Genomic DNA, 13,393 nt, shown 5'->3' with positions numbered 1-13,393 from the left:
ATGTCGTCGTGCCCCCGGTGCGACTCGAACGCACACTGCGCGGGTTTTGAATCCGCTCCCTCTGCCGATTGGGGTACGGGGGCTCGCCGGTCAGACTATCGGCAGGTGGGCCGCGCCCTTCAGTCGCTAGGCTCTGCCCCGTGAGCAGCGAGCCGATCCGTGTTCTCATCGCCGAAGACGAGGCTCTCATCCGCCTCGACCTCAAGGAGATGCTGGAGGAGGAGGGGTACGTCGTCGTGGCCGAGGTCGGCGACGGTCAGGCCGCCGTCGAGCAGGCGACGGCGCTGCGCCCGGACCTCGTCATCCTCGACGTCCAGATGCCGGTCCTCGACGGCATCTCCGCCGCCGAGCAGATCGCCGCCGCGCGCATCGCGCCGGTGATCGTGCTGACCGCCTTCAGCCAGCGTGAGCTGGTCGAGCGGGCCCGCGACGCCGGGGCGATGGCCTACCTGGTCAAGCCGTTCTCCAAGAACGACCTGGTGCCCGCCATCGAGGTGGCCCGCGGCCGGTTCCTGGAGATGACCGCGCTGGACGCGGAGGTCGGCGACCTCAAGGAGCGCCTGGATGCCCGCAAGGTCGTCGAACAGGCCAAGGGCCGGCTGATGAGCGAGCGGGGCATGACCGAGGCCGAGGCGTTCCGCTGGATCCAGCGCACCGCGATGAACGAGCGGACGTCGATGAAGGCACTGGCCCAGGCGATCCTGGACACCCAGACCGCCGACTCGTAGGCAGAGGCCCGCCGACGAATCGCGGAGCCATCCGTCGGAGGGGGCCGAAGGCCAACTTCCCTGTGCTTGTCAGCACGACGTAGCCGTTCCGCTCCTGCACCGGAGGTGGGTTCGCGTTGGTCACGACCTCATCACGGTGCACCCGAGGGTGGGCCGGGCCTTCGACCCAACGGTTAGGTTCCTGGCACTGATCGGCCACCCGACCGGCGGTGTTGTCTGCCGGTGGCTGGTGGCTACGCAATCCACACTGGGAGTCACTTTATGCGCAATGGCACCTTCGCCCGCGCGGTCGCAGTCTCCGGGACCGCCCTGCTCGCGCTGACCGCCTGCGGCGGCAGCGACTCGGGCAGCGACGCCGGCAGCAGCAGCAGCAGCGACGCGAGCGCTGAGAAGCAGGTCAACGTCTACGGCGTCGACGGGAACATGGGCAACGCGCTCGGCGAGGACTTCGACCAGCAGGGCTCGCTCGCCGGCATGAAGGGCACGCTGCCGCTCACCGACCTGTCGGGCGACTTCAAGGACCGCCTGAAGACGATCAACCCCGAGTTGAAGGACTTCAACTACGCCGGTGAGACGTACGACGCGATCGTCACGACGGCACTCGCCGCTCAGCTGGCCGGCAGCAACCAGGCCACCGTCTTCGGGCCTTACGTCAATGGCGTGACCTTCGGCGGCGAGACCTGCACGAGCTTCGCCGATTGCATGAAGATCATCGCGAACGGGGGGAACCCGGACTACGACGGCGTCAGCGGTCCGCTGAGCTTCTCGGAGCCGGGCGAGCCGGCGCAGGCGAGCTTCGGCATCGAGCAGTTCGGCATGGACAACACGATCGACGACTCGAAGACCGAGTTCGTCATCGCCGGGGACGAGGCGAACGCGGCCAGCAACGAGGGTCCGGCGCCGGCCGCCCCCGGGACGACGGGCGCGCCGTTGGTGATCGGGACGCTGCTGCCGCTGACCGGCAACCTGGCCTTCCTCGGCCCACCCGAGGTCGCCGGGTCCCAGCTGGCCATCCAGGACATCAACGCCGCCGGTGGAGTGCTGGGCAACCCGGTGCAGCTGGTCGAGGGTGACTCCGGCGACGCCTCCACCGACACCGCCAGCCAGACGGTCGACCGTGAGCTGCAGCAGGGGGTGAACGCGATCATCGGTGCGGCGTCCTCCGGGGTGAGCCTGACCGTGATCAACAAGATCACCGGCGCCGGTGTCCTGGAGTTCTCCCCGGCAAACACCTCCGACCAGTTCACGACCTACGACGACAAGGGGCTGTACTTCCGCACCGCGCCCCCGGACGTCCTGCAGGCCCGGGCACTGGCCGACCTCATCGAGCAGGACGGCAACAACACCGTCGGGATCCTGGCGCTCAACGACCCCTACGGCACCGGGCTGGCCGAGAACCTCAAGAACAACCTGGTCGCCGACGGTCTGCCCGAGGAGTCGGTGAAGACCGTGATCTACGACCCGCAGGCGGCCAACTTCGACTCCGAGGTGCAGCAGATGGCCCAGTTCAACCCGGACGCCATCGTGGTCATCGGTTTCGAGGAGTCCTCGCGGATCATCCAGAGCCTCAACGCACAGGGAGTCGGCCCCCAGCGCTGATGCGCTGAGATCCTGCCTGAGCAGACCCGTTCCGACACCGCGGCCCGGTCTCCCCGTCGGGGAGGCCGGGCCGCGGTGTCGTTGCGCCGGGCGAACCGGGTTACTGCGCCTTCGCCAGCGTGCCCAGATAGAGCTCGATGACCTTCGGGTCGTTCATGAGCGACCGGCCGGTGTCGGTGTAAGCGTTGCGGCCCTGGTCGAGCACATAACCCCGGTCGCAGATCTGCAGGCACCGGCGGGCGTTCTGCTCCACCATGATGATCGAGACCCCTGTGGCGTTGATCCGGCGGCAACGGATGAACACCTCGTCCTGATAGGCCGGCGACAGGCCCGCGGACGGCTCGTCGAGGAGCAGCACCGACGGCTCCATCATCAGGGCCCGACCCATCGCCACCATCTGCCGCTCGCCGCCGGAGAGCGACCCGGCCTTACCCTTGCGGCGTTCCCCCAACAGCGGGAAGAGGTCGATGACGTAGTCGAAGCGCTCCTTGAACGTCTTGGGCCGCAGGTAGACCCCCATCTGCATGTTCTCCTCGATGGTGAGGGAGGGGAACACGTTGTTGTTCTGCGGCACGTACCCGACGCCCAGAGAGACCAGTCGGTGCGCCGGCGCAGAGGTGATGTCCTCCCCGCGCAGCGTCACCGCACCGGAGCGCACCGGGATGAGCCCGAACAGCGCCTTGAGCAGGGTGGACTTGCCGGCCCCATTGGGGCCGATGATCCCGACCAGCTCGCCGTCCTGCAGGTAGAAGTCACATCCGCGCAGGATGTCGACCCCGGGCACGTAGCCGGCGACCAGGTCATCGGCACGCACCAGCGCGCCCTCGGCGAGGCGGACGTGCTCCTGGCGGGTGGCTGCCTTCTCGGCGGGGGAGAGCTCGGCGGCCGGCTCTGCCGGGCCGCCTTCCGTCGCCGGACCCTGCCCGGAGTCCCGCTGGAACATGGGGTCTTCGCTGGCCGGGTCGTCCAGAGTGCTCATCGGTCCGTCCTTCTCGGATGGGGTCGGTCGGAGCTGATGACGCCCTGGTCCGGGTGGCCCTCGCGGGCGATCGAGGCCTCGGCCTCGGCGAGCACCCGGTCCTCGTCGTCGACCGTCAGCGGCGCGTCGTGGTGGGCGCCGAGATAGGCGTCGACGACCGCCTTGTTCTGGCTGATCGATTCCGGCGGCCCCTCGGCGATGATCCGGCCGGCGGCCATGACCACGACCCAGTCGCTGATGTCGCGCACGACGTCCATGTCGTGCTCGACGAAGATCACCGTCATGCCCTCCTCACGGAGGTCCTTGACGTGCCCGAGCAGGCTCTGCGTCAGCGCAGGGTTGACCCCGGCCATCGGCTCGTCGAGCATGACGACCTGCGGGTCGCTCATCAGGGCCCGGGCCATCTCCAGCAGCTTGCGCTGACCACCGGAGAGAATGCCGGCGAAGTCGTCCGACTTGGCATCCAGCTTGAAGCGCTGTAGCAGCTCCATCGCCTTCTCGGTGTTCTCGGTCTCCTGGCGTCGCCAGGTACCGGGGACCAGTGCGCGCAGGAAGCTCTCGCCCCGCTGTCCCTGAGCGCCCAGCAGCATGTTCTGCAGCACGGTGAGCCGGGACAGCGCCTTGGTGAGCTGGAAGGTGCGCACGACCCCGAGCCGGGCCACCTGGTGCGGCGACAGCTTGCCCAGTGACCGGCCGTCGAACGACCAGGTGCCGGTGTCGGGCTGGTCGAAACCGGTGAGCAGGTTGAACAACGTGGTCTTGCCGGCGCCGTTGGGCCCGATCAGCCCGGTGATGCCGCCGCGCTGGATCTCCAGGTGGTCGACCGACACGGCGGTCAGACCACCGAAGGTGCGGGTGACCCCGTCGACGACGACCGTCGGGTCGGGCTTGGCGACCCCGATCTCCCAGGGAAGGTCGCGCAGGGCTGCCTGCGCCAGCCGCCGCGGAGCGGCTTTCTCCGTACCGGCGGAAGCCGGTGCGGAGCCGGCGGGCGGTTCGTCGGGCCGTGCCGCGTGCGCGCCATGGGCCGCGGGCTCAGCGGGCATCGAGCATCACCTCTCGTCGGTCACCGAAGATCCCCTGGGGCCGGAAGACCAGCAACAGCATGAGCCCGATCCCGACGAGGACGAAGCGGATCTGCGCCACGTCGGTCGAGGACAGCAGTTCCGACGGGATCACGCCGTTGGAGATCATCGCTCGCAGACCGGTGTCGGCGAACTGGAGGATGAACAGCAGGATCATCGATCCGATGACCGGGCCGAGCACCCGGGCGGCTCCGCCGAGGATGAGTGCGGCGTAGGCCAGGAAGGTGTTGGCGCTCTGGTACTGGTCCGGGATGGCCGAGCCGGTGTTGACCGCGTAGACCATGCCTCCGAAGGCGCCGATCACTCCACCCAGCACCAGCGCCTGCATCTTGTAGGCGTAGACGTTCTTGCCCAGCGCGCGGACCGCGTCCTCGTCCTCCCGGATGGCCTTGACCACCCGGCCCCAGGGACTGCGCATGAGCTGCCAGACGAGCAGGCTGAACAGCGTCACCAGCACCCAGCCGACCAGCGCCACCCACAGCTCTCCGCCGCTCCACGTCGTGCCCAGGATGTGGTAGCGGTGCTGGGTGTCCCAGGGTGCCAGTGCGATGAAGTCGCCGTTGAACGCCGACAGCCCACGGGTGCCGCCGGTGACCGGCGTTGCCGACACCGACCGGAAGACCAGGCGCAGTCCCTCGGACATGGCGATAGTGACGATCGCCAGGTAGTCGGCGCGCAGCCGCAGCGTGGGCAGGCCCAGCAGCAGGGCCAGGACGACGGCGGCCAGGATGCCGACCAGCACGCCGACCCAGAACGGCAATCCCCACTGGCTCACCGAGATGGCGATGCCGAACCCGCCCACCATGGCGAAGGCGATCTGCCCGAAGTTCAGCAGGCCCGTGTAGCCGAAGTGGACGTTGAGGCCGACGGCGAGGAGTGCGAAGAAGATCGCCTGGAAACCGAAGAACGCCTTTCCGGCGATCGCGAACGCGTTGAGGAGGTCCGACATCGCGGTCAGCCGATCCGGGCCCGGCTGCCCAGGATCCCCTGGGGGCGGATGACGAGGATGACGATCAAGAGGAACAGCCCTCCGACGTACTTCATGTCGTCCGGAATGACGAGCGTCGACATCTGGACGAACACACCGACGATGACGCTGCCGACCAGGGCCCCATAGGCGGTGCCGAGACCGCCCAGGGTGACCCCGGCGAACATCAGCAGGAGCAGCCGGAATCCCATGTCCCACTGCACCTGGTCCGACAGGCCGAGCAGGACGCCGCCCAGGGTGGCCAGCGCCCCGCCCATCACCCAGACGAACAGGATGACCCGGTTGACGTCGATGCCCGAAGAGGCGGCCAGGTCCCGGTTGTCCGACACCGCGCGCATCGCCTTGCCGATCCTGGTCCGCTGCAGCATGAGTGCGACCAGCAGCAGCACGACGATCGAGATGATGATCGAGGCCAGCGACCGGTTGGTCATCGTGAAGACCCCGTAGGAGACCGCCCGCTGGCTCTGGTAGTCGCCGTAAGGGTTGGACGACCCGCCGTAGACGATCTGAATGCCGTACCGCAGTACCAGCGAGAGGCCGATGGACACGACCAGCGCGGCGACCAGGCCGGTGCCGCGGCGACGCAGCGGCCGCCAGATGCCCAGCTCGTTGAGCGCACCGACCACTCCTCCGCCGACCATGGCGATGATCGCGGCCGGGATCAGCGGAACTCCGAGGCGGACGTTGACGTACCACGCGATGATGGCGCCGATGGTGACCAGCTCGCCGTGCGCGAAGTTCACCAGGCCGGTGGTGCCGAAGATCAACGACAGGCCGACCGCGGAGATCGCTATCAGCAACCCGAACCGCAGTCCGTCGACGAGCAGCTGGACCGCTCGAATGGTGCCGCCACCGGAGTTGGCGCTGCCGTCGACCAGGCCGAAGAGCACCGGCTGGGTCCGGCCCGGGCCGACCGTCACGGTGACCGTGTCACCGTTGGTCCCGAGCTGGACGGCGTCGGGCAGGTCGCCGGCATTGAGTGTGACGGTGTACTCACCGGGGCCCGGGACGTCGATGGCGAAGCGTCCGTCCGCGTCGGTCTCGGCCGAGTCGACCTCGGCGCCGGCGGCGGTCTCCACCGTCACCTGGACGCCCTCGATCGGACCGCTGCGGCTGGTCTGCAGCGTTCCGGTGACCGACTCCCCAGCGGCGTTGGCGACGCCGGGGACGAGGGTGGCCAGGGCGATGGCGAAGGCGGCGAGGAGCAGGCTGAGGACGAGCGGACGCCGACCGGTGCGCCGGCGGCCCGACCGGCCGGGAGCCGGCCGGTCAGCCGCGAGCAGCTGCCCGGTCGTGGTGCGTCGACCATGCCGACGGGCACGGTGTGGCGCGTGGGTCACTCGACCTCCCAGCCGTTGGTTGAGCCGGGACAGTAACCCACGGTGCCGACGACAGCGGGCCGTGAAGAACACACCGTGACCCATCTGCGACACGCCGGTGTGAACCGGCGACGACGGACGGTCCCGGCGCGCCGCCAGGGGCGGCGCGCAGTCCAGCCCGGCGACCTTCAGCCCGGCGACCTCCGGCCCGACGACCGGCAGGCTCCGGTTCAGCGGGCGCGGCGCAGCATGCAGGTCGGCCGGGCGGTGGCGGTGGCCCGGCCCTGCTCGTCGCTGACCTCCACGTGGAAGGCGGCCAGCGTCCGGCCCCGGCGGGCGGGGGTGCACACCGCGGTGACCACCCCGGTGGTCGCGGCGCGCAGGTAGCTGGCGTTCAGCTCGATGCCCACGACCGAACCCCCCCGGTCCGGCGTGCAGCATCGCCGCCCAGGAGCCGATGGTCTCGACCAGCGCGCAGGTCGCGCCGCCGTGCAGCGGGCCGAAGGGCTGTTCGTTGCCGGCGACGGGCATGGTCGCGACCAACCGGTCGGCATCGAAGTCGGTGATCCGGATGCCGAGCTTGTCGTCCAGTGGGCTCAACGCGTCGGCCGGCAGCCAGTCCGGTCGGGTGCTGGTCACGTGTCCTTCTCGCTCGCGCTCGTCGGGCACGCGCCCAGGGTGCTGTGTCTTCGCGTGACCTCGCGAGCTCGGTCACGGACGGCACGGTAGCCACCGGGTTCGTCGGTGCCCGCACCTAGGATCGCCGGTGATGTCAGCTCCGGTCAGCACCCCCGCCCCCGTCCCCGCCACCGCGGTCGAACCTGCCGCCGACCCGGCGGCCGTCCCCGCCGGCCCGCGGCCGCGGTTGCTGTTGCTCGACGGCCACTCGCTGGCCTACCGCGCCTTCTTCGCCCTCCCCGTGGAGAACTTCTCCACGACGACCGGGCAGCCCACCAACGCGGTGTACGGCTTCACCTCGATGCTGATCAACGTGCTGCGCGACGAGCAGCCCACGCACCTGGCCGTCGCCTTCGACGTCGGGCGCAAGACGTTCCGCAGCGAGATCTACGCCGAGTACAAGGCCAACCGGTCCGAGAGCCCGACCGACTTCCGCGGCCAGGTCAGCCTCATCCAGGAGGTGCTGGCCGCCCTGCACGTGCCGGTGCTCACCGCCGAGGGCTACGAGGCCGACGACGTCATCGCCACCCTGACCGTGCAGGCCGTCGAGGCCGGCATGGACGTGCTGATATGCACCGGTGACCGCGATGCGCTGCAGCTGGTCAACCCGCACGTCACGGTGCTCTATCCGCGCAAGGGCGTCTCCGACCTCACCCGGTTCACGCCCGAGGAGGTGGAGACCAAGTACGGGTTGACCCCCGCCCAGTACCCCGACTTCGCGGCGCTGCGGGGCGACCCCAGCGACAACCTGCCGAGCATCCCGAGCGTGGGGGAGAAGACCGCCGCCAAGTGGGTCCGGGAGTACGGCTCGCTGGACGCGCTGGTCGACCAGGTCGACACCGTCAAGGGCAAGGTCGGGGAGAAGCTGCGCGAGCACCTGTCCTCGGTGCTGCAGAACCGCCGGCTCACCGAGCTCGACCGCGCCGTCCCGCTGCCATTGGAGCCCACGCAGCTCGCCGTCCAGGCCTGGGACCGCAACGAGGTGCACACCCTCTTCGACAACCTGCAGTTCCGGGTGCTGCGGGACCGGCTGTTCGCCACGCTCACCAGCGCCGAACCCGAGGTCGAGGGTGGCTTCGACGTGGCCCAGGACGACGTCGCGGCCGGCGGCCTGGCCGACTGGCTGGCCGCACACGCCCGCACCGGGCACACCGGCGTGGTGTTCCGCGGCACCTGGGGCCGCGGCACCGGTGAGCTGACCGGCCTGGCGCTGGCCGCGGCCAACGACCACGCCACCTTCGTCGACCTCGGCCCTGCCCTGGACGCCGCGGACGAGCAGGCGCTGGCCGCCTGGCTGGCCGACCCGCACGCCGCCAAGGTGGTGCATGACGTCAAGGGCCCGCTGCTGGCCGTCGCCGCCCGCGGCTGGGAGCTTGCCGGCGTGGTCAGCGACACCGCGCTGGCCGCGTACCTGGCGATGCCGGGCCAGCGGTCCTTCGACCTGGGCGACCTCGCGGTGCGCTACCTCAAGCGCGAGCTCAAGGACGACGCCGCACCCGAGGCCCAGCTCACCCTGGACGGCCTGGGCCCCAGCGAGGACGACGTCGCTGCCGAGGCACGGCACGCCGACGTCCTCAAGGCCGTGGCGGTCAACGACCTGTCCGACGCCCTCGAGCAGGTGCTCGGCCAGCGCGGTGGTGACCACCTGCTCGGCGAGATCGAGCTGCCGCTGACCCACGTGCTGGCCGCGATGGAGGGACGGGGCATCGCCGCGGACCTGGACTTCCTGCACGAGCTGCAGAAGGAGTTCGCCGCCGGCGTCGCCGACGCCGCGCAGGAGTGCTACTCGGTGATCGGTAAGGAGATCAACCTCGGCTCGCCCAAACAGCTGCAGGCGGTGCTGTTCGACGAGCTGGGCCTGCCGAAGACGAAGAAGAACAAGACCGGCTACACCACCGACGCCGACGCGCTGACCGCCCTGCTGGCCTCGACAGGCCACCCGTTCCTCGAGCACCTGCTCCGGCACCGCGACGTGACGCGGCTGCGCACCGTCATCGACGGCCTGATCCCGATGGTCGACGACGCCGGGCGCATCCACACCACGTTCCAGCAGACGATCGCGGCCACCGGCCGGCTGTCCTCGACCGACCCGAACCTGCAGAACATCCCGATCCGGTCCGCCGAGGGGCGCCGGATCCGGCAGGCGTTCGTGGTCGGCTCGGGCCACGAGTCGCTGATGACCGCCGACTACAGCCAGATCGAGATGCGGATCATGGCGCACCTGTCCGAGGACGCCGGGCTGATCGAGGCCTTCACCTCGGGGGAGGACCTGCACTCCTTCGTCGCCTCCCGGGCCTTCGGCATCCCCATCGAGCAGGTCGACCCGGAGATGCGCCGCCGGATCAAGGCGATGAGCTACGGGCTGGCCTACGGGCTGTCCGCCTACGGTCTGGCCCAGCAGCTGCGGATCACCCCGGAAGAGGCGCGCGGGCAGATGCACGCCTACTTCGAGCGCTTCGGCGGGACCCGCGACTACCTCGACGGCGTGGTCGAGGACGCCCGGCAGTGCGGCTACACCGAGACGACGCTGGGCCGGCGGCGCTACCTGCCCGACCTGACCAGCGACAACCGGCAGCGCCGGGAGATGGCCGAGCGGATGGCGCTCAACGCCCCCATCCAGGGCTCCGCAGCCGACGTCATCAAGGTGGCCATGCTCAACGTGGAGAAGGCGATCGCCGCCGAGGGGCTGAACTCGCGGATGCTCCTGCAGGTGCACGACGAACTCGTGCTCGAGGTGGCACCGGGGGAGCGGGAGCAGCTGGAGGCGCTCGTACGCCGGGAGATGGCCGGGGCGGCGCAGCTGTCGGTGGCGCTCGAGGTCTCCGTCGGGTTCGGCGCCAGCTGGGACGACGCCGCGCACTGAGCGCATTGCGATCCTCACGGATCGCACCGCGGCCACGTGGCCCCCGGTTGCGCGGAGCCGCTGCCCGTGTCCCGGTCGGGGAGCCTCCGGCCCCCGCGACCGGTCCACCCGGCCGGGTGCCGTTTCCGACCGTCGCGGAGCCGTAGCGCTCAGCCGTGGCTGAGGTCGACGATGCAGAAACGATTGCCGTCGGGGTCTGCGAGGACGACGAGGTCCGGGTCGTCCGGGTAGCTGTCCCAGTCGACGCGCTCGGCGCCGAGGGCGATCAGGCGCGCCGTCCGGAACTCCTGCTCGGCCGCGTCCACCACGTGCAGGTCCAGGTGCAGACGTGGATGCTCCTGGGGCGTCGTCTCGTGCCGCTGCAGTGCGATCTTGGTGCCCGCGCCGCCGTGCGGGGGGCACCAGCACCGTCTTCCACCCACCGATGCCGTCCCGCCGCACCTGGTGTCCGAGCACGGCGCCAGAAGGTCGCGGCGCGCTCTACGTCCGCGACGCCACCACCCCGACGGTCAGCACCTGGCCAAGCCTGGCAGTCCTCGGTCCGGCACGCTGCTCAGGCCGACGGCTTGTTGCAGACCAGGACCAGCGTGCCCGGCATCAGTGCGCCGCGCTCGGGTGACCACTGGCCCCACGTCTGGGTGCGCCCCTTCGTCCACTCCGGCTCCAGCAGGTCGGCGAGCACGAAGCCAGCCCCGACGATGGCGCGCACCCAGTCGCCGATCGTGCGGTGGTGCTCGACGTACACCGTTCGGCCCGCCCCGTCGGTCTCCACGTAGGGCCGGCGGTCGAAGTAGGACGAGGTCACCTGCAGGTCGTCGGGGTCGGGGGAGTCCGGCATCGGCCAGCGCATCGGGTGGTTCACCGAGGCGACGAACCGGCCGCCCGGACGCAGCACCCGCCGCACCTCGGTCAGCGCCGCCTGCGCGTCGGCGACGAAGGGCAGCCCGCCGAAGGCCGAGCACGCCACGTCGACGGCGGCGTCGGCCAGTGGCAGGGCACCGGCGTCGGCCTGCAGGAGAGGAACCGCGATCCCGGTGGACCGGTTCAGCTCCGCGGCGCGGGCCAGCATGCCGCCGGAAACGTCGAGTGCGAGCACGTCCGCTCCGGCCCGGGCCAGCCACCGCGCGCAGGGCGCCGAGCCGCAGCCGATCTCCAGCACCCGCCGGCCGGCGACGTCCCCCAGTAGGTGCGCGTCGGCCTCGCGCAGCCCCTCGGGGCACCACAGGAAGTCCACGTCGCCCAGGTCGCTGCCGTGCTCGGACAGGTAGGCGGGCGCCGCCGCGTCCCACCACTCCCGGTTCGCCCGTGCGGACGCCGCCTGGCCCGTCGCCCGCCGGGCCACCCCGCCGGCCGCCGGGTAGCCGTCGGGGGCCAGTGGTAGCCCGGGGGAGGAGATCGCCGGAGGGTCCGTCGCGGGGCGGGGTGACAGGGTCATGGCGGCCGATGGTGACACGGCGGCACGTCCGGAGGCCCACTGCCGACCCAGGTGGACCGGAGCCCCCTGACGTCCGTACCATAGTGAGTGCGCCAGAGGTCTGTGGTGCTGTCCTCCGCACTGAACCCGCGGAGGACGTCTCTCGCCGCCTCTCCCGTGCACCTCCCCACGGCCGGCCCGGTCGTGGACCCTGTCCTGTCCCTGCGCACCCCCCGTCCGGAGCACTCGACCACATGACCTCCACCCAGGTCCGTCCTGACAGCACCCCCCAGATCGCGGTGAACGACATCGGCACCGCCGAGGACTTCCTCGCCGCGATCGACCAGACGATCAAGTACTTCAACGATGGCGACATCGTCGAAGGCATCATCGTCAAGGTCGACCGGGACGAGGTGCTGCTGGACATCGGCTACAAGACCGAGGGCGTCATTCCCTCGCGTGAGCTGTCCATCAAGCACGACGTCGACCCCACCGAGGTCGTCAAGGTCGGCGACGAGGTGGAAGCCCTGGTTCTCCAGAAGGAGGACAAGGAAGGGCGTCTGATCCTGTCCAAGAAGCGCGCACAGTACGAGCGCGCCTGGGGCACGATCGAGGCCAAGAAGGAGGCCGACGAGGTCGTCGTCGGTACGGTCATCGAGGTCGTCAAGGGCGGCCTGATCCTCGACATCGGCCTGCGCGGGTTCCTCCCCGCGTCGCTGGTCGAGATGCGACGCGTCCGCGACCTGCAGCCCTACGTGGGCCGTGAGCTCGAGGCGAAGATCATCGAGCTGGACAAGAACCGCAACAACGTGGTCCTGTCCCGCCGCCAGTGGCTGGAGCAGACCCAGTCCGAGGTCCGCAGCGAGTTCCTCAACAAGCTCGCCAAGGGCCAGGTCCGCACCGGCGTCGTCTCCTCGATCGTCAACTTCGGTGCCTTCGTGGACCTGGGTGGCGTCGACGGCCTGGTGCACGTCTCCGAGCTGTCCTGGAAGCACATCGACCACCCGTCCGAGGTCGTCGAGGTGGGCCAGGAGGTCACCGTCGAGGTCCTCGACGTCGACCTGGACCGTGAGCGGGTCTCCCTGTCGCTGAAGGCGACGCAGGAGGATCCGTGGCGTCAGTTCGCCCGCACGCACCAGATCGGGCAGGTCGTCCCCGGCAAGGTCACCAAGCTGGTTCCCTTCGGTGCGTTCGTGCGCGTCGACGAGGGCATCGAGGGCTTGGTGCACATCTCCGAGCTGGCCGAGCGCCACGTGGAGATCCCCGAGCAGGTCGTGCAGGTCGGCGACGAGATCCTGGTCAAGGTCATCGACATCGACCTGGACCGCCGCCGGATCTCGCTGTCCCTCAAGCAGGCCAACGAGGGCACGGTCGGCGACGACGAGCAGTTCGACCCGGCCGCCTACGGCATGGCCGCGGCCTACGACGAGCAGGGCAACTACGTCTACCCGGAGGGCTTCGACTCCGACACGGGCGAGTGGCGCGAGGGCTTCGACACCGCGCGCGAGGAGTGGGAGCGGCAGTACGCCGAGGCCCAGACCCGCTTCGAGGCGCACCAGAAGCAGATCGCGGCGGCCAAGGAGGCCGACGCCGAGGCTGCGGCCGGTGGCAGCTACTCCAGCGAGCCGGAGGCCACCCCGGACGCGCCGTCGACCGGTGGCACCCTCGCCTCGGACGAGGCGCTGGCCGCGCTACGCGCCAAGCTCGCCGGCGGCGAATGACCTCGCAGCTCTGCTGAGC

11 protein-coding genes and 1 tRNA gene are annotated in these 13,393 nt (G+C 70.2%); 4 read left to right on the top strand and 8 right to left on the bottom strand.

Annotated features, from left to right (window positions below; all coding sequences use genetic code 11):
* Positions 1 to 9: 9 nt before the first annotated feature.
* Positions 10 to 83 (bottom strand) — tRNA-Leu (locus BLW04_RS03215).
* 57 nt (positions 84 to 140) lie between these two features.
* Here BLW04_RS03215 and BLW04_RS03210 point away from each other — a divergent pair.
* Both BLW04_RS03210 and BLW04_RS03205 read left to right on the top strand, forming a co-directional pair.
* Entirely contained in the window at positions 141 to 728 is a 588-nt protein-coding gene (locus tag BLW04_RS03210) for an ANTAR domain-containing response regulator (RefSeq protein ID WP_091537248.1), read from the top strand.
* Positions 729 to 989: 261 nt separating this feature from the next.
* Positions 990 to 2,327, top strand: a complete 1,338-nt coding sequence (locus BLW04_RS03205) for an ABC transporter substrate-binding protein (protein ID WP_091537245.1) — start codon at positions 990 to 992, stop codon at positions 2,325 to 2,327.
* A 100-nt stretch (positions 2,328 to 2,427) separates the two neighbouring features.
* Here BLW04_RS03205 and BLW04_RS03200 read toward each other — a convergent pair whose 3' ends face one another.
* The 5 genes from BLW04_RS03200 to BLW04_RS28005 all read right to left on the bottom strand — a co-directional run bounded on the left by BLW04_RS03200 (position 2,428) and on the right by BLW04_RS28005 (position 7,108).
* Positions 2,428 to 3,306, bottom strand: a complete 879-nt coding sequence (locus tag BLW04_RS03200) for an ABC transporter ATP-binding protein (RefSeq protein ID WP_217630816.1) — start codon at positions 3,304 to 3,306, stop codon at positions 2,428 to 2,430.
* Positions 3,303 to 4,352 (bottom strand): ABC transporter ATP-binding protein, encoded by a 1,050-nt coding sequence (locus BLW04_RS03195; RefSeq protein ID WP_091537243.1) that lies wholly within the window; start codon positions 4,350 to 4,352, stop codon positions 3,303 to 3,305. The genes BLW04_RS03200 and BLW04_RS03195 overlap by 4 nt, the downstream gene beginning before the upstream one ends.
* Positions 4,342 to 5,340: a branched-chain amino acid ABC transporter permease gene (locus BLW04_RS03190; protein ID WP_091537241.1), complete on the bottom strand. Its 999-nt coding sequence runs from the start codon at positions 5,338 to 5,340 to the stop codon at positions 4,342 to 4,344. Before BLW04_RS03190 ends, BLW04_RS03195 begins: the two co-directional genes overlap by 11 nt.
* A gap of 5 nt (positions 5,341 to 5,345) precedes the next feature.
* Complete coding sequence (locus BLW04_RS03185) at positions 5,346 to 6,719, bottom strand: branched-chain amino acid ABC transporter permease (protein ID WP_217630815.1); 1,374 nt, start codon at positions 6,717 to 6,719, stop codon at positions 5,346 to 5,348.
* A gap of 209 nt (positions 6,720 to 6,928) precedes the next feature.
* Positions 6,929 to 7,108 carry a PaaI family thioesterase gene (locus tag BLW04_RS28005; RefSeq protein ID WP_254781001.1) on the bottom strand — a complete coding sequence of 60 codons (180 nt, stop codon included), beginning with the start codon at positions 7,106 to 7,108 and terminating at the stop codon, positions 6,929 to 6,931.
* A gap of 359 nt (positions 7,109 to 7,467) precedes the next feature.
* Between BLW04_RS28005 and polA the strand changes: the two genes are divergently transcribed.
* Positions 7,468 to 10,239, top strand: a complete 2,772-nt coding sequence (gene polA, locus BLW04_RS03175) for a DNA polymerase I (protein WP_091537358.1) — start codon at positions 7,468 to 7,470, stop codon at positions 10,237 to 10,239.
* Between the two features lie 149 nt (positions 10,240 to 10,388).
* On the opposite strand, the gene BLW04_RS03170 is transcribed toward polA, so the two are convergent.
* Both BLW04_RS03170 and BLW04_RS03165 read right to left on the bottom strand, forming a co-directional pair.
* Positions 10,389 to 10,661, bottom strand: a complete 273-nt coding sequence (locus BLW04_RS03170) for a VOC family protein (RefSeq protein ID WP_217630814.1) — start codon at positions 10,659 to 10,661, stop codon at positions 10,389 to 10,391.
* A 131-nt stretch (positions 10,662 to 10,792) separates the two neighbouring features.
* A complete protein-coding gene (locus BLW04_RS03165) occupies positions 10,793 to 11,674 on the bottom strand; it encodes a class I SAM-dependent methyltransferase (RefSeq protein WP_091537238.1) in 882 nt (293 codons plus the stop codon).
* Positions 11,675 to 11,907: 233 nt separating this feature from the next.
* On the opposite strand from BLW04_RS03165, the gene rpsA reads away from it, so the two are divergent.
* Positions 11,908 to 13,374 carry a 30S ribosomal protein S1 gene (gene rpsA / locus BLW04_RS03160; protein WP_091537235.1) on the top strand — a complete coding sequence of 489 codons (1,467 nt, stop codon included), beginning with the start codon at positions 11,908 to 11,910 and terminating at the stop codon, positions 13,372 to 13,374.
* The last annotated feature ends 19 nt before the right edge of the window (positions 13,375 to 13,393 follow it).

This window comes from Modestobacter sp. DSM 44400, from assembly GCF_900107175.1.
GTDB lineage: Bacteria > Actinomycetota > Actinomycetes > Mycobacteriales > Geodermatophilaceae > Modestobacter.
Note: the sequence above shows the minus strand (reverse complement) of the source record. Positions and strands in the feature narration are given on the sequence as shown.